The sequence below is a fragment of the Roseobacter cerffii genome (genome assembly GCF_054226325.1).
In genome coordinates this window covers 3,773,599-3,793,424 of sequence record NZ_CM135757.1, presented here as the reverse complement: position 1 = coordinate 3,793,424, position 19,826 = coordinate 3,773,599, and the positions used below count along the sequence as shown (strand labels likewise).

The following is a 19,826-nucleotide window of genomic DNA, read 5'->3' as shown; positions in this document are numbered from 1 at the left end:
GGTGATCACCGGCAGCCGAGAGACCGATCTCTCACAAGGATGCGGTAACCTCGAATCCCTCGGGGATCGTGTTGCGATCCTCAAGCACAAGATCAGCCATCACCTCGGCGATCTTTGGCGCCATTCCGAAGCCGATTTTGAACCCGCCGTTGGCGATGTAGTGGCTGGCCCTGTCTGGCCAGGGGCCCAGCATCGGCGCGCGGCTTCGGGCGCGCGGCCGAATGCCTGCCCATCGCTCAAGTACCGGTGCCTCTGTGAGGGCGGGGACCGCTGCGCGCGCTTGTGCGATGACCTCATCCAATTGTGTATCGGTTGAGCCGGGGTCGTCGTAGTCGCGTTCCGACGTGGAGCCGACCGCGACCGTTCCATCCTGATGCGGGATGATATGCACGCCGTCGGCAAAGATCTGCGCAGCGCCGCGTGCGTCCAGACCCAGCAGCGCGGCCTGCCCTTTAACGCCAGTGCCGATGGGACGATGGTGCGTCTGGTTCAACTCTTGGAGCCCCGCGACGCCCGTGGCCCAGATAACCGTCCCTGCATCTGTGCCATCGGTCTGGATGCAAACGCCCTTTGCCGACAGAGCGGCCACCAGAGCGTTGCAGGCCTGCCGCGGGTGCAGATGCGCGCTGAGCGTATCGCGAATGATCCAGCCAGTTGGCGAGACGGGCGCCCAGGATGTCGCAGGCGCGCGCTCGACCTGCCAGGTCGCATGATCCCCCCACAGCTCGGCAGCGCTGATCGCGCGCTGGTGTGCCAGTTCGAGACTGCGCGCGTCGAGCACCGGTTGGAGACGCCCGGTGCGTTTGTATCCGGACGCAACGCCGCCTGTGGCCTCGACCGCGACCCAGAACCGTTCGGCATAGAGCAGGCTGTCGAGCTGGAAGGCCTTCTTGGGGTTCCAGTTCTCCGGCACATGCGGCGCGAGGGCGCCCACCAACCCGCCGCTGCTGCCCGCGCCCGCGCCATGGGGATCGATCACGCGCACATGGGCGCCTCGCTGGACGCAGGCCCAGGCAATCGACAGGCCGAAAATGCCCGCGCCACGGACGGTGATATCGGCCATTGCCAAAGGTCCTGCTCTCCCCCAATGTCGCCGCAGTTTCCCGGCAACATACAAGGCGAATCCGTGCAGAACCAGACGGCAGATGTGTCTTGGAACGCGAATGGCGTTCCGGTCTCTCGGCGCTTTGACGACCCCTACTTCAGCCTCGAGGACGGGTTGGCCGAAACCCGGCATGTCTTCCTGAACGGCAACCGCCTGCCGGAGCGGTTTGCAGACGGGTTTCACATCGCCGAGCTTGGGTTCGGCACGGGGTTGAGCTTTCTGGCGACCTTGCAGGCATGGCAGGGTGCAGGCGTTGCGGGGCGGTTGATGTTTACCAGCTTTGAGGCGTTTCCCATGGGCCGCGATGATCTGGTCACGGCACTGGACCGGTTTGCTGATCTCGGACCGTTGCGCGATCTTCTGACGACAGGGTGGCAGCCTGAGGGAGGGCGGTTCGACATCACCCCGGACGTCTGCCTCGAGGTCGTGATCGGGGACGCACGCGAGACGTTGCCTGCCTGGGTCGGGCAAGCCGATGCCTGGTATCTGGACGGGTTTTCGCCGGCCAAGAACCCGGAGCTCTGGTCGGAGGTGTTGATGCAGGAGGTCGGCGTGCATACTGCGCCCGGCGGGACCTTTGCCACCTATACAGCCGCCGGTTTCGTCCGCCGCGCGCTAGATGCGGCGGGTTTTGACGTGCAGCGTATCCCGGGGTTTGGCCGGAAGCGTCATATGAGTATCGGCACGCTTCGATCATGACGCAGTCCAACAACATCCGGCTGGGCGTCCTATTGATGCTGCTGACAACCTTTGTCTTTGCGCTGCAGGATGGCATCTCGCGCCATCTGGCCGACGCCTATAATGTCTACCTGGTGGTGATGATCCGCTACTGGTTTTTTGCGGCCTTCGTGGTGGCCATCGCGGCGCGGAAGGCGGGCGGCGTGCGGGTGGTGGCACGGACGAACCAGCCGATCCTGCAGGCGTTTCGCGGCATCCTGTTGGCGCTTGAGGTCTGTGTCATGGTGACTGGCTTCACCTTGCTGGGGCTGGTCGAGAGCCACGCGGTTTTTGCCTGCTATCCCCTGCTGGTTGCTGCTCTGTCCGGGCCGGTGCTGGGAGAGCAGGTGGGCTGGCGGCGTTGGGTCGCCATTGGCGTTGGGTTCGTGGGCGTGATGATCATCCTTCAGCCGGGGGTTTCGGTTTTCAATCCTTATGCGATTGTGCCGCTGGTTGCCGCTGCGATGTTTGCGCTCTATGGGCTGCTCACGCGGTATGCGGCGCGGCAGGACAGCACTGCGACGAGCTTTTTCTGGACAGGTGTTGCCGGTGCGGTGACCATGACGGTGATCGGCATCTGGTTCTGGGAACCGATGATCGCGTCGGACTGGGCGTGGATGGGGCTGCTCTGCGTGACCGGGGCGGCGGGCCACTGGTTGCTCATCCGCTGTTACGAGGTGGCGGAGGCGAGCGCCGTCCAGCCCTTTGCCTACTTCCAGCTGGTCTTCGCCGCCCTGATCGGGATCTCCATCTTCGGTGAGACCATCCGGCCGAATGTGGCGCTTGGGGTTCTGGTGATCGTGAGCGCGGGCCTATTCACCCTTTGGCGCGAACGCCAGAAGGCTTGAGCCGCGCAGCTCCTCAAGGAAGGGCACCGGCATCGGGTCTTTGCCGAGCCGCGCGCGATAGATCGGCAAGCTTTCGGTCACGCGCATCACGTAATTCCTTGTTTCGCGGAAAGGGATGTGCTCGATCCAATCGATCATGTCGACGCCATCCTTTCGGGGATCGCCATAGGTCAGCATCCAGCGATCCGGGCGGCTCGGCCCTGCGTTATAGCCGGCCGACATCATGACGACATTGCCCCGGAACCGTCCGGCGAGCCCCGCCAGATACGCGGCACCCAGCTCGGCGTTGTAGACGGGATCACTGATCAGTCGCTCGGTGCTGTGCGCGCTGCTGCGCCCCATGGCCGCTGCAACCTCGCGCCCCGTGGCAGGCATGATCTGCATGAGGCCGCGGGCGCCGACGCCGCTTTGAACGCCGGGGTCAAATTCGCTTTCGCGGCGGGCAATCGCCAGAAGCATTTCCGGCGCCATGGGCAGATCGCGGTTCGCCAGCGGGTGCAGCGGATAGTACCCGCGCGGCACAACCACAGCACGCCGCGCCGTCCGCTTGCCGATCATCACCGCCAGATGAGGCTGGTCCACCTCGAGGGCTGCTTCGGCGAGCAGAGCTGCGGTGTCACGGTCCAGCGATTCCGCGAGATGGGTCCAGAACCGTTCTGCCAGATTGAGCTGGCCCGACGCCTGCAAGAGCATGCCTGCGATGAAAACCGGATCATCGGCGATGGGCGAGCTGCGCCAGTCGCCCGCAACGGTTTCGGCCGCCAGCGCATCATCGAACGGTAAATCGGCCCGATCCGCCGCAAGCAGCCCGTAGAAGGAGGTCTGGTACTGCGCGGCCTCGGTATAGGCCTGATCGGCGGCGGCAACATCGCCCATCGCCTCCAGCGCGCGGCCCCGCCAGTATCCCGACCGTCCCTTCGAAATCGGTGACCGAACGGCGGCGTCGTGGTTGCGGAAATGCTGGAGCGCGGTTTCGGGCTCATTCAGTTTGCGCAGGGCGATGTAGCCCGCCAGCCATTCGAGATCGGCATAGGACGACCCGGAGGTCAGGAAATGCCGCGCCGCAAGCTCGTAGGCGCGCTCCGCCGATCCGTCGCGCATCTCGTCCCGCGCCATGGAGCGGCGCCGGTTGGCCCAGGCCTCGGGCTCTCCGAGGGCCTCTGCACTGGTCGACGTGGCGCGGAGCAGCGCCTTGGCATCGTCCCACCGGCCCTTGCGCGCGCGCCAGACAAACCGTTCATATTGGAGCCCGGGGTTTTTCGCATGGCTTGCGGGCACTTGGGCGATCAGCGCATCGACGCCATTGGCGCGACCGCGCAGAGCGATCCGCGCCTTTGCCACGGCAACATCGGCTTTGGACACCAGATCATACATCCGGCGTGCGTTTTCAAAAGCACCGGCCCACAGCATGGCATCGAGCCGGGCGCTGTGATGCGGCTTGAGCAGATCGGAGTGATTGGCCAGATAGAGGGCTTGCGCGCTGCCGCCCATCGGCATCGTCTGCCAGGACTTGACGACGAGGGCGTCGCCCTCAGCTTCCGCGCCGCTGCGCGTCAGCGCGAGGGCGTGGCGCAGCACCCCCTCGGGTGTCTGGGCGGCGAACACGCTGAAAAACGCGATCACCTCGGAGTCCTTCCGCGCGATCACGGCCCGCTCGGACTGTTTGCGCAGGTAAGGCTCACCCGGCCAGTCCGGACGACGCGTGAGGAACGCGATCACCTCGTCATAGGACCCGCGCCCGGCGCGCAGCCGGTTCCACTCGATGATATCGGCGGCGACATCTCCGTCACGCGCAGCGATCTTGGCAGCCGTGGCCCAGTCGCCATCCCGCATGGCGTCCATCGCATGGGCCAAGGGTCGTGGCCGTTCCGCAGCAGCCGGAACCGTGAAGGCGAAAATCAAGATGAGTGTCGTGAGCCAGTGTCTGATCACTTGCAATTCCCAGCGTTTGAGGGCTAGAGCCTCTGATACATAAAAGCGCGATAGGTGCGTATCAAATCACGATTGCGCTGAAATATGGTTAATCTCAGGCCATTTGCCGGCCAAAAAAGAAAAAGGAGCGTGCACATGTTCAAAGGCTCACTGCCTGCCCTCGTCACGCCGTTCAGGAACGGCGAGCTGGATCTTGAGACACTGAAAAAACTGGTGGAATGGCATATCGGCGAAGGCTCGAACGGGCTGGTGCCGGTGGGCACAACCGGAGAAAGCCCGACGCTGACCCACCGCGAACATGAGATCGTGGTTGAGGAAGTCGTTAAGGCCGCCGCGGGCCGTGTGCCGGTCGTTGCGGGTGCGGGGTCCAATAATACGGTCGAGGCGATGCGGCTGGTCCGCCATGCGGAAGAGGTGGGCGCGGATGCCGCACTGGTGGTCACGCCCTATTACAACAAGCCGACGCAATCAGGGCTGCTGGCGCATTTCACGGCGTTGCATGATTGCGCCGAGCTGCCGATCATCATCTACAACATCCCGGGGCGGTCGGTGGTCGACATGTCGCCGGAGACGATGGGCGAGCTGGCCAAGCTGCCCCGGATCGTGGGTGTGAAAGATGCCACTGGCGATCTGGCCCGCGTGAGCGACCAGCGGCTGACCTGCGGGCCCGAGTTCATTCAGCTCTCGGGCGAGGATGCCACGGCGCATGGGTTCAACGCACAGGGCGGTGTGGGCTGTATCTCGGTCACGGCGAATGTGGCGCCGAAGATGCTGAGCGAGATGCAAGCGGCGTGTCTTGCGGGCGACTATGCAACCGCTCTGAGCATTCAGGATCGGTTGATGCCGCTGCACAAGGCGATCTTTACCGAACCCGGGCTGGTGGGCGTGAAATACGCCATGTCGCAACTGCGTCTCTGCTCGGATGAAGTGCGTCTACCGCTTGTCGGGCTGTCGGATGCCACCCGTGCGCTGGTCGACGATGGGCTGCGGCATGCGGGGCTTTTGAACTAGGGCGTTTCAACTGTCATCATGGGCGACCACATCCTCTTTTGCGTTGAAATCGTCAGATTTCAGGCGATGAAAGAGGAGACTGCTCACAGGTGAAACGCTCGGGGCGCTGGGGCCGGCGAAACGCAAACGGGCGTGGATCACTCCACGCCCGTTTTGTTTTGCGCCTCTAGCGCTTGCCATAATAGAGGCCGACCACATGTTCGGCCTCCGCAAAGAACAGCCAGCGCGCGGTGAGCACGCCCGCGATGTGGCTCAGGATCGCGAGCACGCCGAGGATGTGTGAGAAGGGCAGGGCCAGCAGGATGATCGGCACGACGGTCATCAGGCCGAGCGCGATGATCCGCAGCTTCTGGCTGTGTTTGCGCCCGATCACATGCACGAACTCGCGCAGCAGGTAGTTCGTGCCGGTGTGCGGCGGCTCAAAGGCGCGGACCGCGCCGATGTTGCCCAGGCCGGTTGCGGTCGCCATGTCGGTGCCGGAGTTTGCGAGCGCCTTGTCCCCCTCAACCCAGGTGTAGAGCTGCACCAGGCCTGCAATCACCAGCAAAACAAGGGCTGCATCGACTTGGCCCGCGAGAAGTGCGCCACCTGCCAGAGACAGCGTGAGGAATTTCAGGGGGGTCAGTTTCATGTTCCAGCGCGGGATGGTCTTGAGCTGGGTGTAGATCATCGACGTGGTGAAAACGGTGGCCATCGACAAGAGCGCGCCGAGGAGGCCAAGCACGGTCCAGCGGGCGTCGAAGAACACCAGACCAAGCCCATAGAGGCCCATCAGCACCAGCGCGCCCACGGCGCACCAGGCCTCGCGGCTGAGCCAGCTGGAGCGCCATTGGGTGAAGGCTTTGATCGCGCGTTCCGGGCGGCCGAGGTGGAAGGTGGAGGCCATCAGCCCGCCCACCGCCATGAGATAGGCGATCACGAAGAAGGCGAAGGCCGTCCAGCCGGTTACCGACGGGTAACCCAAGCCCAGGAAGAACAGGAGGCCAAATCCCAAGCCACTGAAAGTCGTAAAGAAAATGACGGAAGGGGCGGGATGCATCAGAGTTTCTCCAGGGTCTTGTCAAGCCAGCCGAGAAAGCCTTTGGGCTCCTCTGCCACGGGCTCGAGGAAGGGGGCGAGCACGTCGAATTCGGGCATCTCGTCCTTGGGGCGTGGGGGCAGGTATTTGTTCACGGGCTTGGTGCCTTGCTCGGGCATCAGATCCATGCCGCCGCGCTCGGCGACGAGCTTGCTGACCTCGCTGTTTTCATCGCCCAGATCGCCGAAGTGACGGGCACCAGCGGGGCATGTGCGGACACAGGCGGGCTGACGGTCTTCCTCGGGCAGGTTCTCGTTGTAGATCCGGTCAACGCAGAGGGTGCATTTCTTCATTACGCCTTCGGCTTGGTCGAGCTCTCGCGCGCCGTAGGGGCAGGCCCAGGCGCAGAGGCCACAGCCTATGCAGTTGGATTCGTTGACCAAAACGATTCCATCTTCGACGCGCTTGTAGCTGGCACCCGTCGGGCAGACCGTGACGCAGGGTGCGTCTTCGCAGTGCAGGCAGGACTTGGGGAAGTGGATAAGCTGGGCCGCTGCGTCGCCAGCTGGCTGGACCTCGTAAGAGTGCACGCGGTTGAGGAAGGTACCGGAGTTGTCGGCGCCATAGGCGTTCTGATCGGAGAGGGGGGCGCCGTAGTTTTCGGTGTTCCACCCTTTGCAGGAGATCACGCAGGCGTGGCAACCGACGCAGGTATCGAGGTCGATCACGAGCCCCAGTTTCTTCTCGGTTTTGGCTGGCAGAGTGGTCATGAAAGGCCCTCGTGTCTGGCTGTCGGTGGGACGTCGGTATCACGTCGGTATTGCGTCGGTATCACGTCGGTGCGTGGCGTGCGGTGCGGTAGGGGGTTGTTCAGCTTTGGGGGCGCTGCCCCCGCGCGCTGGGCGCGCTCCCCCGGAGTATTTTTCGAAGGGTGAAGGCCGGTCATTCGCCGACCTTCCACGTGAGGTCCTTCGGACCCTGGCCGACAGGGGATTTGATCGGGGCGAAGCCGGGCTGGGATTCCGCCGGAGCTTGCGCTTTTTCGATGCGGACCTTGAGGTCGAACCAGGCGGCCTGGCCGGTGATCGGGTCGGAGTTGGCCAAGCGAAGGCCGTCGCCTTTGGGCGGCAAGAGCTCGTGGATGAGGTGGTTCAGCAGGAAGCCGCGGGTGGCTTCGGGCGCGTTGTCTTCGAGCGCCCAGGCGCCTTTGCGCTTGCCGATGGCGTTCCAGGTCCAGATGGTGTTCTCGTTCAGCGCGGCCATCTCCAGCACCGGGACCGTGATCTCGCCGTGGGGAGAGGTGACCTTGGCCCAGTCGCCGTCTTGCAGGCCGTTTTCGCGCATCAGCTTGGTGGGGACGTAGAGCGGATTGTGCCCGTGCAACTGGCGCAGCCAGGCGTTTTGCGAGCCCCAGGAGTGGTACATCGCCATCGGACGCTGCGTCAGCGCCGTCACCGGGTAGTCGGCGGCGTGGTTGTCCTCCTCCGTCGAGTACCAGATCGGCAGCGGCGACATGGTGGATGTGATGCGCTCGCGCAGGTGGTCTGGCGGCTGGCGGTCGCCATGGCCCTCGGCGGCGAGCTGGAATTTGCGCATCGGCTCCACGTAGAGCGAGAAGAGGTAGGGTGTCGGCGCGTCGTAGAGGCCGAGCTTCACCGCCCACTCCTGATAGTCCATGTTCCATGGCTTGTAGTAGTTGGCGCCGTCGGGGATGTGTTCGACGAAGAAGCCGCCGTTCGCGATGTATTGGTCGAGTTGTTTGGGGTTTACGGCCCCGCGCCCCGCCTGATCGCCGTTCTCACCCCGGAAGCCTGCGAGCGGGCCAATGCCAGGGCGGCGTTCGTGGTTCACGATGTAATCGCCGTAATCCGCATATTTCTGGCTGCCGTCCTCGTTCACGAACCCGGGCAGCTTCATCTTGGCGCCAAGCTCGCAGAGCATGGACTGGAAGCCCTTCACGTCGCGGTCGGGCTCGATCACCGGCCAGCGGATGGCGTCGGCGGCGGCATCGGCTTCGCAGATCGGGCGGTCGAGCAGCGAGATGCAGTCGTGGCGTTCGAGGTACGTGGTGTCAGGCAGGATCAGGTCAGAGTAGGCGACCATCTCGGAGCTATAGGCATCGGAATAGATGATCTTGGGGATCACGTAGTCGCCGTTCTCGTCCTTGTCCGTGAGCATGTCGATCACGCCGCGGGTGTTCATCGTCGAGTTCCACGACATGTTGGCCATGTACATGAACAGCACGTCGATCTTGTAGGGATCACCCGCGTAGGCGTTGGAGATCACCATATGCATGAGCCCGTGGCTCGACATCGGGTTTTCCCAAGTGAAGGCCTTATCGATGCGGGCGGGGGTGCCGTCGTCTTTCAACGCGAGGTCTTCGGGGCCATGGGTGAAGCCTAGATGCGGGCCGTTCAAGGGGGCACCTGCGTTCATGCCCACGTGCGGCTTCGGGTGCGCTGTGGCGGGCTTGGGGTAGGGCGGCTTGAAGCGGAAGCCGCCGGGGACTTCGACGCTGCCGAGCAGGATCTGCAGCACATGCAGCGCGCGGCAGGTCTGGAAGCCATTCGCATGGGCGGAGATGCCGCGCATGGAGTGGAAGGAGACCGGGCGACCGATCATCTTCTCGTGCTTTTCGCCGCGGAAGTCGGTCCAGCCGTGGTCCAGCTCGAAGGCTTCCTCGAAGGCGACGCGGGCGAGTTCAGCGGCGATGGCGCGGATGCGCTTGGCGGGGATGCCGCAGCGGTCGGCCACGGCTTCGGGCGCGTATTGGTCGTCGAGATACATCTCGGCCATCTGGTGGAAGACGGGGCGGTGGGTCTGGCCATCTTTCTCATAGGTTGCGGCGAGGTCAGGTTTCACGCCCGGTTGGTCGAAGGGGGTGAGCTTGCCGGTGGTGCGGTCGATCACCAGCTCCTTGCCGTTCTCGTCGCGCATCAGCAGGCCGTGGTCGGCCTGGCCGGGGTTGTTGATCACCAGCACCGGGGCGTTGGTGTATTGCGCGAGGTAGTGCAGGTCGATCTTGCCCGCCTTCATCAGGCAGTGGATCATCGACAGGATGAAGAGCCCGTCGGTTCCCGGCGTGATGCCGACCCAATCGTCAGCCACGGCATTGTAGCCGGTGCGGATCGGGTTCACGCCGATCACGCGGGCGCCGCGCGCCTTGATCTTGCCGATCCCCATTTTGATCGGGTTGGAGTCGTGGTCTTCTGCGACGCCGAAGAGCATGAAGAGCTTGGTGTGGTCCCAGTCGGGCTGGCCGAACTCCCAGAAGGCGCCGCCCATGGTGTAGATGCCTGCCGCGGCCATGTTGACCGAGCAGAACCCGCCGTGGGCGGCGTAGTTCGGCGTGCCGAAGTTCTGGGCCCAGAACGAGGTGAAGGATTGGGACTGGTCGCGGCCGGTGAAGAAGGCGAGCTTTTCGGGGTTGGTCTGGCGCACGGGCTCCAGCCAGTCGGCGGCGATCTGCAGCGCCTCGTCCCATTCGATTTCCTCGAATTCGCCGGAGCCGCGTTCGCCGACGCGCTTCAGCGGCTTGCGCAGGCGCGAGGGGGCGTTCACCTGCATGATGCCCGCCGAGCCTTTGGCGCAGAGCACGCCCTGGTTCACCGGGTGGTCCTTGTTGCCCTCAATATAGGCGACTTGGCCGTCCTTCATGTGCACGTTGATGCCGCAGCGGCAGGCGCACATGTAACAGGTGGTCTTGCGCACCTCGTCGGAGACTTTCGGGCTCAGGTTGAGGACTGGCTGGTTCATGGAAAGCTCCTGACGTTAGCGGGCGACCTGAAGGGTGGTCACGGCGATCATATTGGCGACGTCTTCGGCGGTGCAGCCGCGCGAGAGGTCGTTGGCGGGTTTGGCGAGGCCCTGCAGCGTGGGGCCGATGGCGTCGGCCCCGCCGATGCGTTGGGCGATCTTGTAGCCGATGTTGCCTGCGTCGAGGTTGGGGAAGATCATCACGTTGGCCTGGCCTGCGGTGGATGAGCCGGGGGCCTTGGAGGCAGCGACAGAGGGCACGAAGGCCGCGTCGAATTGCAGCTCGCCATCGGCTTTCAGATCCGGGTGGCTGGCTTTGAGCAGTGTTGCGGCCCCGGCGACCTTGTCGACGGCTGGGTGCTTGGCCGAGCCTTTGGTGGAGAAGGACAGCAGCGCGACCTGTGGCTCGACGTCGAGCAGCTGGCGGCAGGAGGTGGCGGAGGCGACGGCGATGGCGGCGAGCTCTTCGGCGGAGGGGTCGATGACCAGCCCGCAGTCACCGAAGATCATGGCGTCGCGGCCCGAGGGGTGGCCCTCGGGCAGGGCCATGAGGAAGAAGCTGGAGACGAGCGGCGCGTCCTTCGCCTTGCCGATGACCTGCAACGCCGCACGCACGGTGTCGGAGGTGGTATGAATGGCGCCGCCGACTGTGCCGTCGGCGTGGCCTTCGCGGACCATCATCGCGGCGAAGACCAGCGGGTTCTGCACCTGGGTTTCGGCGATCTCGGGCGTCACGCGCTTGTGCTTGCGGAGCTCAAAGAAGGCGGTGGCGAAATCGGCGCTGAGCGCGGAGGTCGCGGGGTCTTCGATGGCGATGTTCGGGTGGGTCGGCGTGCCCGCTGCCACAAGCTGGGCCGCGACATCGTCTTGGGGGCCGACAAGCGTGATCCGGGCGGTCCCGGCCGTCACGGCGGCAATGGCGCCGGCCACGATCCGGGGATCGTGGCCTTCGCTCATCACGATATGGGCAGGCCGGGCGGCGGCGCGTTGGGTCAATGCGCTGAGCACGCTCATGGCCTGGTCCTTTCTTCTATGCGGATGCTGTCTGGCACCCGGATCAGACGGTCTGCGGACGCATGTCTTCCTTGCTGATGCCAGCAACTTCGACAGGCTTCTTCATCGCGTCACGGCGGAACGGGTCGCCCAGCTCCTGGTTGATCATGGCTTCGATCAGCGTGGTGATGCCGTTCTCCATCTGATCCTTGATCGCCTGGTTCAGCGCATCAGTCAGCTCCTCCTGGGTGCGGGCGACCACACCTTTCAGGCCACAGGCCTCGGCGATGCCGGCATAGGAGACATCGGTGTCGAGCTCGGTGCCGACGAAGTTGTCGTCGAACCAAAGCGTCGAGTTCCGCTTCTCCGCGCCCCACTGGTAGTTGCGGAAGACGATCTGCGTGATCGCAGGCCATTCGCCACGGCCAATCGCCGTCAGCTCGTTCACCGCGATGCCGAAGGCGCCGTCACCAGCAAAGCCCACAACCGGCACGTCGGGCTGGCCGATCTTGGCGCCGACGATGGCAGGCAGACCGTAGCCGCAGGGGCCGAAGAGGCCGGGCGCCAGATACTTGCGGCCTTCCTCGAACGCCGGGTAGGCGTTGCCGATGGCGCAGTTGTTGCCGATGTCGGAGGAGATGATCGCCTCGACCGGAAGGGCGGCCTGGATCGCACGCCACGCCATGCGGGGGCTCATCCAGTCGGGCTTGGCGGCACGGGCGCGCACGTTCCAGTCGGTGCCCGGATCGTCCTGCTCGTGGGTCAGCGAGGTCAGCTCCTGCGCCCAGGCGGATTTGGTCTGTGCGATCTTGGCCTTGCGCTCGACGCGGCCTGCGTCGCCCGCATCGTCGCTGAGCTGCGCGGTGATGCCCTTTGCGACTTTCGCCGCGTCGCCGACGATGCCGACGGTGACCTTCTTGGTCAGGCCGATGCGGTCGGGGTTGATGTCCACCTGGATGATGGTCGCGTCAGCGGGCCAGTATTCGATGCCGTAGCCGGGCAGGGTGGAGAAGGGGTTCAGGCGGGTGCCGAGGCAGAGCACCACGTCGGCTTCCTTGATCAGCTGCATGCCTGCTTTCGAGCCGTTGTAGCCCAGCGGGCCGGCAAAGAGCGGGTGGTTGCCGGGGAAGGCGTCATTGTGCTGGTAGCCCACGCAGACCGGTGCGTCGAGACGCTCGGCCAGCACGCGGGAAGCTTCGATGCCGCCCTTGGAGAGGACCACGCCCGCGCCGTTCAGGATGACGGGATTCTTCGCGGTCGACAGGATTTCGGCGGCCTTGGCCACGGAGTTCTCGCCGCCGGGGGAGACTTCGAACTCGATGGGATCGGGGATGTCGATGTCGACCACCTGCGTCCAGAAGTCCCGCGGGATGTTGATCTGGGCCGGACCCGACAGGCGCTTGGCCTTGGCGATGACGCGCGCCAGGGTTTCGGCGATGCGGCTGGGGTCACGCACTTCTTCCTGATAGGCGACACAGTCGGCGAAGAGGTGCATCTGTTCCATTTCCTGGAAGCCGCCCTGACCGATGGTCTTGTTGGCGGCCTGCGGGGTCACGAGCAGGCAGGGTGTGTGGTTCCAGTAGGCGGTCTTCACGGCGGTCACGAAGTTGGTGATGCCGGGGCCGTTCTGCGCGATCATCATCGACATCTTGCCGGTGGCGCGGGTGTAACCGTCGGACATCATGCCCGCGGAGCCTTCATGCGCGCAGTCCCAGAAGGTGATGCCCGCATCGGGGAAGATGTCGGAGATCGGCATCATCGCCGAGCCGATAATCCCGAAGGCATGTTCGATGCCGTGCGATTGCAGCGTTTTGACGAAGGCTTCTTCAGTTGTCATTTTCATCGGGCGTTTCCTTGATTGAACAGTGATGATTCTGGGTTGTGGGTTACTTAGAGGGTTGCGGTTGGGGCCGTTAGGGCCAGTTCACGGCTTCGCTTAAGCCCAGATGGGCCATATCGCGAATTTCACCCGCGACCACGTCGATGCCCTTGGCAATGCGGTTTGCCGGGATCGAGGAATAGGCGAGGCGGTAATAGCTCTTGGGGCGGACGGGGCCTGAAAAGAAGGCGTGGCCGGGTTCGATCAGCACGCCCTTGGCCTGCAGGCGGCGGGCGAGTTCTTGCGTGTCGACGGCCTCGGGCGCGCGCATCCAGAAGGACGAGCCCCCATAGGCGCCCTGGCCTGCGATTTGCAGATCATGCGCGGCGAGCGCCTTGGCCATCACCTCGCGCCGGTCGTGCAGGGCCGCCCCCATGCGGCGAATGAGCGCGTCGTGGTGGCCGAGCGACAGGAAATAGGCCGCGGTGCGCTGCACATGCCCGGGCGGGTGGCGCAGCACGGAGGCGCGCAGCGCGCGGGCCTCGCGGATGAAGGGTTCGGAGCCCACCAGATAGCCCAGCCGCAGCCCCGGAAAAAGCGATTTCGAGAAGCTGCCCACATAGATCACGCGGCCATCGGTATCGAGGCTCTTGAGCGCGGGAGAGGGGCTTTTGAGAAAGGACATCTCAAATTCATAGTCGTCTTCCACGATCAGCGCGTCCATTTCAGCCGCCCGCTCCAGCAGGTCATGCCGCCGATGCATCGGCATGGTATTGGTGGTCGGGCACTGGTGGCTGGGGGTGGTGAAGATCACATCCGTGTCGGGCGGGATCGCGTCGGGCGGCATGCCGTCGGCGTCCACGCGCACCGGGGTCACGTGGCAGCGCGACTGGCTGAGGATGTCCCTAAGCGCATGATAACAAGGGTCTTCCAGTGCTGCGCGACGGCGTTGGGTGAGCAGCACTTGCGTGGTCAGCCAGAGCGCATTCTGGGCGCCGAGGGTGATCAGGATCTGTTCGGGCCGCGCCGTGATCCCCCGGCGCGGGAGGGTGTGTCGCGCGATGAACTCGATGAGTTGCGGGTCGTCCTGGTCGTAGTAATCGGTGGTGAGCGCGGTGAAATCCTTCTGCCCGAGCGCTTTCAGCGCGCAGAGCCGCCAATTGGCGTGGTCAAACAGCGCCGGGTCGGCCTGGCCGTAGATGAAGGGATAGCGGTAGCCGCCCCAGTCGGGCGGCTTGCGCACCGTGTCGCCACCCGAGAACCTCTGGCCGATCGCGCGGGTCCAGTCGACCGCATCGGGGCCCACTTCGCTGGGCGCGAAGGCGGGCGGAACAGGGGCGTTGTCGGAGACAAAATACCCCGACCGCCCGCGCGATGTCAGATAATCATTGGCGAGCAGTTCGGTATAGGCGATGGTAACGGTGATCCGGCTGACGCCGAGGTGGGTGGCGAGCTTGCGCGTCGAGGGCAGCTTTTCTCCGCGCTGGAAACGACCGGAGAGAATGCCCTGTGCGATCATCTGCTGGATCTGCGATTGCAGAGTGCCCTGTGCATCGGGATGCAGAAAGAATGTCTCGACGGGCAGCGCCATGCGTTGAGCCTATACTGGATATAGACTGATCGCAATCTGGCACTAATCAGGCGCGAAATGCCTGATCACTCCTCCCATATGCCCAGTCTGTTTTGACCAATTCGACGATTAATGAAACTCTGAGTATCATTTATGAGCATGTATTGCAAGCGCTGTCCGTCAGGTGCGGCTGATGATCCTGGCCTTATGCGGTGGGTTGGCGCGTAAGGCCTTGTTCTGACTGTGAGTTGGCCGCCCGTGAGCCCGTGGCGCAGGGGGCCCATCGCGACCCGCGCTTTGATCTATGTCAGGGACAGCGGTTTTTTATAGGCGCAGAAGAATCAACATTCAAAAGAAAGGATGTTGCTATGAAAGATGCGGTTCTGGACAAGCCAGGTCCGGATCCCGCCACTGCTGCCGTGGCGGGGTTTGAACAAGACGACTACCCCTATGATCAGAAGCTGGATCGAGGCCGGTACGAGGCCGAGAAGGCGGCCCTTCAGGTCGAGCTTCTGAAGGTGCAGCACTGGCTGCATGAGACCGGCCAGAAGGTGGTGATGCTGTTCGAAGGGCGCGATGCGGCCGGCAAGGGCGGCACCATCAAACGCTTCATGGAGCACCTCAACCCCCGGCAGGCGCGGGTTGTAGCGCTGAATAAGCCCACGGACGAAGAACGCGGCCAGTGGTTTTTTCAGCGCTATATCAAGCATCTGCCGACGGACGGTGAGATCGTGCTCTATGACCGCAGCTGGTACAACCGGGCGGGCGTCGAACGGGTTATGGATTTCTGCGCGCCGGGGGACTACCTCGAATTCATGCGCCAGACGCCGGAGTTCGAGCGTATGCTGACGCGGTCGCGCATCCATCTGTTCAAATACTGGTTCTCGGTCACCCGGGATGAGCAGCGGCTGCGGTTCTCATCGCGCGAGACGGATCCGCTGAAACAGTGGAAGCTGTCGCCGATTGATCGGGCGAGCCTGGACAAGTGGGATGACTATACAGAGGCGAAGGAGGCGATGTTCTTCTACACCGACACGGCGGATGCGCCCTGGACGGTGATCCGGTCTAACGACAAGAAGCGCGCGCGGTTGAACTGCATGAAGCACTTCCTGGGCGCCTTTGATTATCCCGGGCGGGACGAGAAGGTTGCCGTGGCGCCCGATCCGCTGATCGTGCGGACGGCGAGCCATGTGATCCATTCGGCGGATCACATTCTGGCCTCGTCGCTGCACCCCAAGTCACGTCGCAGGAAAACAAACGTCTGAGACAAAGGAGATCACGATGTCGCACACACCGCATGAACTGGCGGAAGAGTTTCCGGACCATCTGCTGGCGATCAGCACGCTGAAGAGCACGGATGCGCATTTTGCGAAGCTGTCGGAGGCCTATCACGAGATCAACCGGGCCATCCACAGGGCTGAGACCAATGTGGAGCCGACGGATGATTTCCATTTTTCGGAGATGCGCAAAGAGCGGTTGCGGCTGAAGGATGAGATCGCTGGCCTGTTGACGCAGGCCTAGCGGAGCAGGGGGGAGCCCGCAGGCGGGGCCGGGGCTGTGCCCCGGCCCCGCCTGCGGGCGTCGCCTCAGGGGCAGGCCGCGGTATAGCGGGAGCCGTCTGGATTCTGGTAGATACAGTTGCGGCTGCCGGGGCTGGTCGGACGGACCAGCTGGTTGCCGGCGATCGCGCCTGCCGCGGCGCCAACCAGGGCGCCCCGGCCACGATCATTGTCATCCAGGGCATAGCCCACCGCAGCACCGCCGAGGGTGCCCGCGATGGTATTCTGATCCTGCGTGGCGCAGGCCGAGACGGCTGCGATCAACGGCAGGGTGAGGATGATCTTGTGCATGAGTTCACTCCTTTTGCATGACGGTTCAACGCCCGTGCAGGGTGCAGGTTCCATCGCGCATCGGCGGGGTTTCGCCATGGCGCGGAAGTCTGCTCGCCGCGTTTTGCTTTTGGTCCGCGGGCCGAGCTGTGGCAGGGTGGGCGCTGTGATGGTCCTCTGGGGGTGCGATGTCACGTCATCTGTCGTTCTGGATCGGGTTTTTCGCCGCGGCCCTCGTTATCGTGCCCGTGGCGGTCGGTGCCTGGGGCGTGACCCAGGGGTTTGCGCGCGACTGGGCAGCGACCTTCTTCATCGTGATTTGCACCATCGTCGGGCTCTTGGTGGTCGGTCTGCTGTTTCGCGGGGTGATCCTGCGCAGGCTGACGGGCCGGGCAGAGGCAACGGTGGAGGATATCTCCTCGACGCTGATTTCCGGGGTGTCTGCGGCGGTGGCACAGGACCGTGTGACGGCGGAGCGCGAGGCCGACAAGCTCGCACGCGTGGTACTGGGCTGGTACGCCTGGTCGAATTTCTATCGCTGGGTAATCGGGACGGCGCTGGCGCTCTTGCTGGCCTTTGCGTCCTTCACCGGCACGGTGCTGCTCTTTGAGCAGATCGCCAAGCTGGAGGATCAGACCCGCGTGATGCAGGCCCAGCAGGAGCTGATGGACGCGCAGACGCGGTTCATGGAGAGCCAGACGCAGCGGTTGGAGGAACAGACCGAAGCGGCGGCGATGCAGAACGAGATCATGACGCTGAACCTGGTGAATGAGATCCGCGACCAAATGCTGGCGAGCGTGGAGCAGCGCCCGTTGGGCGAGTGGTTGGCGACCGTCGGCACACTGGTGATTGATGAACCGCTTGCCCGCTATGCGACAGAGGCCGCAAGCTGTGGTTTGCACTTTGATCTGGATTACCCTTTGAACAGTGCTCCGAGTCCGGCGGCGATCGGGGCGATCACGCAGCTCGCCGAAAGCGATGCCTTGGGTCAGCGGGTTGTTGACGCACTGAACCTCTTGGCGGGCGACAGCCACGGGAGTGTTGCACTGGGCGCAGTGTTGGTCTTGCAAAACGTGAGCCAACCGTTTGCGTCAAAGGTCGTATTGAGAGATTTGTTTCTGATAGAGCCAATCAGGTTGAGCGGACACGTCTATGACCTGAGCCTTCGGAGATCCTATGTCTCAAGTCTCATCTGCCCCGATTGCCAAATCCACATCTCGGCCTCGTTTTACCAATTCAACATCCCCGTCGTGGCGTCGGGCGGGTACAATCTGGTCGTCAATTCGGGGAGAGACGATCCCGTTGGCGGAGTGATTGTCGCCGCCCGCGACGAGTTGGGGGCGACCTGGGTGTCGCGTGCGCCCACCACCCTGGAGGTGGGGCCGTATTTCCCTGACACGTTCGGCGCCTGGCTCACGAGGCATAAGGATTTGCCCGCCTGCCAGATTATGTCCGAGATTGCGCGGGTCAATCCGCTCCTGACAACACAGCCCACGCGATGACCGGTGTGTGTGACGTGTTCTGTGGTGCGCGAGCATAAGAAAGGCGGGCTCTCCCCGCCTTTCTCGCAGTGCGTCGCGCCCTATCGTTGGGCGCGTCTCGATGTGACCTAGCCGAAGACCCGTGTCAGCGCGCCGTCGACGGCGGCGCAGATCTGGTCGATGTCGTCCTTGGTGGCGATCAGAGCGGGCGAGAAGCAGAGCGTGTTGTTCTTGCCGGGCAGGGAGCGGTTGGTCGCCCCGATGACCACGGCCTGCTTCATGCAGTCGCCGACGACGGCTTGCACCATCTTCTCGTCGGCAGGGTCGCGGCTGTCGCGGTCTTTCACCAGTTCAGCGCCGAGGAAGAGACCCTTGCCGCGCACGTCGCCGATGACTTCGTGTTTGTCTTTGAGCTCTTCGAGCTTGCCGAGCATGTAGTCGCCCATGGCCGTGGTGTTCTCGAGCAGGTTCTCGTCCTCGATGATCCGCATGTTTTCAAGTGCGGCCGCCGGGCCCGCGGTGCAGCCGCCGAAGGTGGAGATGTCGCGGAAGTAGTTGAGGTGGTCCGAGGTGTCGTCCTTGAACATGTCGAAGACGTCGTTGGTGGTGGCGAGGCAGGAGATCGCGGCATAGCCCGAGGCCACGCCTTTCGCCATTGTCACCATGTCCGGCTTGATGCCGTAGTGCTGGTAGCCGAACCATTCGCCCGTGCGGCCGACGCCGCAGACGACCTCGTCGATGTGCAGCAGGATGTCGTACTTTTTGCAGATTTCCTGCACGCGGTCCCAGTAGCCTTCGGGCGGAACGATCACGCCGCCGCCAGCGGTGACCGGCTCCAGGCATAGCGCGCCGACGGTGTCGGGGCCTTCGCGCAGGATCACCTCTTCGATCTGGTTTGCCGCCCATTCGCCGTAGTTATGATCCGGCGCGCCGTCCTGCTCGTGCTTGCGGTATTCCAGGCAGTGCGGCACGCGGATGAAACCGGGCGTGTAGGGGCCGTATTGCGCGTTGCGCTCGTCCTGACCACCCGCCGACAGGCAGGCAATTGTGGTGCCGTGATAGTCGCGGTCGCGGTAGAGGATCTTGTGCTTCTTGCCGCCATAGCGCTTGTGCGCGATCTGACGGACCATCTTGAAGGCTTTCTCGTTCGCCTCTGACCCGGAGTTGGCGTAGTAGACGCGGTCGAGGCCGGGCATCTTGGTGAGCAATTTTTCGGCAAAGAGCGCGCCGGGGATCGAGCCCACGGTGCCGCCGAAGAAGTTCATCTTGACGATGGCATCACGCACTGCGTCGCCCATGCTCTCGCGGCCATAGCCCACGTTCACAGTCCAGACACCGCCGGAGACGGCGTCGATATGTTCGATACCTTTCTGGTCCCAGACGCGCAGGCCCTTGCCTTCGATGATGATCTTGGGATCGGCGCCCGTGAAGAAAGGCTGGTGCTGGATCAGGTGATGCCAGACATTTGCGCGGTCCGCTTCGACGACGCGGCTGAGGTCGTTCTCGTTGAAATTACCGTCCATGGGTCGGGCCTTTCTGTTAGCGTAGAATCAGGTGAAATCGGATGGCGAATGATCCGGATTTGGCTGACATGACTGTTTTTCGGGCATCGGCAGTAGGGCCAGACACTCTGCAACGATAGGGCCAGATGCCCCGCCCGATCAAGCGATATCGGGTGCATCGTCCTGTTATTGTGGGCCAATTGACCCTTGGGCGTCAAATCTGCCGTATTTTGCCGCCGTTGACG

The 19,826-nt window shown here is 63.7% G+C and carries 16 protein-coding genes; 6 read left to right on the top strand and 10 right to left on the bottom strand.

The genetic code is table 11. The features are described from left to right. Nucleotides 1-31: 31 nt before the first annotated feature. Nucleotides 32-1,063: an NAD(P)/FAD-dependent oxidoreductase gene (locus ACVC7O_RS18430; protein ID WP_458323578.1), complete on the bottom strand. Its 1,032-nt coding sequence runs from the start codon at nucleotides 1,061-1,063 to the stop codon at nucleotides 32-34. Nucleotides 1,064-1,126: 63 nt separating this feature from the next. Here ACVC7O_RS18430 and mnmD point away from each other — a divergent pair, with 63 nt between their 5' ends. Together mnmD and ACVC7O_RS18420 are read left to right on the top strand one after the other, a co-directional pair. Beyond that, nucleotides 1,127-1,804, top strand: coding sequence for a tRNA (5-methylaminomethyl-2-thiouridine)(34)-methyltransferase MnmD (gene mnmD, locus ACVC7O_RS18425; RefSeq protein ID WP_458323577.1), 678 nt, complete (start codon nucleotides 1,127-1,129; stop codon nucleotides 1,802-1,804). After that, nucleotides 1,801-2,670 (top strand): DMT family transporter, encoded by an 870-nt coding sequence (locus ACVC7O_RS18420; RefSeq protein ID WP_458323576.1) that lies wholly within the window; start codon nucleotides 1,801-1,803, stop codon nucleotides 2,668-2,670. Before mnmD ends, ACVC7O_RS18420 begins: the two co-directional genes overlap by 4 nt. Here ACVC7O_RS18420 and ACVC7O_RS18415 read toward each other — a convergent pair. Further along, nucleotides 2,635-4,608 carry a transglycosylase SLT domain-containing protein gene (locus ACVC7O_RS18415; RefSeq protein ID WP_458323575.1) on the bottom strand — a complete coding sequence of 658 codons (1,974 nt, stop codon included), beginning with the start codon at nucleotides 4,606-4,608 and terminating at the stop codon, nucleotides 2,635-2,637. The two genes, ACVC7O_RS18420 and ACVC7O_RS18415, sit on opposite strands and share 36 nt — an antisense overlap. A gap of 129 nt (nucleotides 4,609-4,737) precedes the next feature. On the opposite strand from ACVC7O_RS18415, the gene dapA reads away from it, so the two are divergent. Further along, complete coding sequence (gene dapA / locus ACVC7O_RS18410) at nucleotides 4,738-5,613, top strand: 4-hydroxy-tetrahydrodipicolinate synthase (protein WP_458323574.1); 876 nt, start codon at nucleotides 4,738-4,740, stop codon at nucleotides 5,611-5,613. A 166-nt stretch (nucleotides 5,614-5,779) separates the two neighbouring features. On the opposite strand, the gene ACVC7O_RS18405 is transcribed toward dapA, so the two are convergent. The 6 genes from ACVC7O_RS18405 to pdxR form a co-directional block, all read right to left on the bottom strand. Continuing rightward, complete coding sequence (locus ACVC7O_RS18405; RefSeq protein WP_458323573.1) at nucleotides 5,780-6,652, bottom strand: dimethyl sulfoxide reductase anchor subunit family protein; 873 nt, start codon at nucleotides 6,650-6,652, stop codon at nucleotides 5,780-5,782. Continuing rightward, nucleotides 6,652-7,401, bottom strand: a complete 750-nt coding sequence (locus tag ACVC7O_RS18400) for a 4Fe-4S dicluster domain-containing protein (protein ID WP_458323572.1) — start codon at nucleotides 7,399-7,401, stop codon at nucleotides 6,652-6,654. Before ACVC7O_RS18400 ends, ACVC7O_RS18405 begins: the two co-directional genes overlap by 1 nt. Nucleotides 7,402-7,573: 172 nt before the next feature. Continuing rightward, nucleotides 7,574-10,387, bottom strand: coding sequence for a molybdopterin-dependent oxidoreductase (locus ACVC7O_RS18395; protein WP_458323571.1), 2,814 nt, complete (start codon nucleotides 10,385-10,387; stop codon nucleotides 7,574-7,576). A 15-nt stretch (nucleotides 10,388-10,402) separates the two neighbouring features. After that, nucleotides 10,403-11,401 (bottom strand): phosphate acetyltransferase, encoded by a 999-nt coding sequence (pta, locus tag ACVC7O_RS18390; RefSeq protein WP_458323570.1) that lies wholly within the window; start codon nucleotides 11,399-11,401, stop codon nucleotides 10,403-10,405. 43 nt (nucleotides 11,402-11,444) lie between these two features. Beyond that, nucleotides 11,445-13,223, bottom strand: a complete 1,779-nt coding sequence (gene xsc / locus ACVC7O_RS18385; protein WP_458323569.1) for a sulfoacetaldehyde acetyltransferase — start codon at nucleotides 13,221-13,223, stop codon at nucleotides 11,445-11,447. A gap of 70 nt (nucleotides 13,224-13,293) precedes the next feature. Continuing rightward, the gene (gene pdxR, locus ACVC7O_RS18380; protein ID WP_458323568.1) at nucleotides 13,294-14,790 is read right to left on the bottom strand and encodes a MocR-like pyridoxine biosynthesis transcription factor PdxR; all 1,497 of its coding nucleotides are present in this window, start codon (nucleotides 14,788-14,790) and stop codon (nucleotides 13,294-13,296) included. A gap of 347 nt (nucleotides 14,791-15,137) precedes the next feature. Here pdxR and ppk2 point away from each other — a divergent pair, with 347 nt between their 5' ends. Both ppk2 and ACVC7O_RS18370 read left to right on the top strand, forming a co-directional pair. Continuing rightward, nucleotides 15,138-16,034 (top strand): polyphosphate kinase 2, encoded by an 897-nt coding sequence (gene ppk2, locus ACVC7O_RS18375; protein ID WP_458323567.1) that lies wholly within the window; start codon nucleotides 15,138-15,140, stop codon nucleotides 16,032-16,034. Nucleotides 16,035-16,050: 16 nt separating this feature from the next. Next, entirely contained in the window at nucleotides 16,051-16,290 is a 240-nt protein-coding gene (locus ACVC7O_RS18370) for a YdcH family protein (protein ID WP_458323566.1), read from the top strand. A gap of 65 nt (nucleotides 16,291-16,355) precedes the next feature. Here ACVC7O_RS18370 and ACVC7O_RS18365 read toward each other — a convergent pair whose 3' ends face one another. Beyond that, nucleotides 16,356-16,619, bottom strand: coding sequence for a YMGG-like glycine zipper-containing protein (locus ACVC7O_RS18365; RefSeq protein ID WP_458323565.1), 264 nt, complete (start codon nucleotides 16,617-16,619; stop codon nucleotides 16,356-16,358). Between the two features lie 167 nt (nucleotides 16,620-16,786). Between ACVC7O_RS18365 and ACVC7O_RS18360 the strand changes: the two genes are divergently transcribed. Beyond that, the gene (locus ACVC7O_RS18360; protein WP_458323564.1) at nucleotides 16,787-18,100 is read left to right on the top strand and encodes a hypothetical protein; all 1,314 of its coding nucleotides are present in this window, start codon (nucleotides 16,787-16,789) and stop codon (nucleotides 18,098-18,100) included. A gap of 107 nt (nucleotides 18,101-18,207) precedes the next feature. On the opposite strand, the gene ACVC7O_RS18355 is transcribed toward ACVC7O_RS18360, so the two are convergent. Beyond that, complete coding sequence (locus ACVC7O_RS18355) at nucleotides 18,208-19,602, bottom strand: aminotransferase family protein (RefSeq protein ID WP_458323563.1); 1,395 nt, start codon at nucleotides 19,600-19,602, stop codon at nucleotides 18,208-18,210. Nucleotides 19,603-19,826 lie beyond the last annotated feature (224 nt).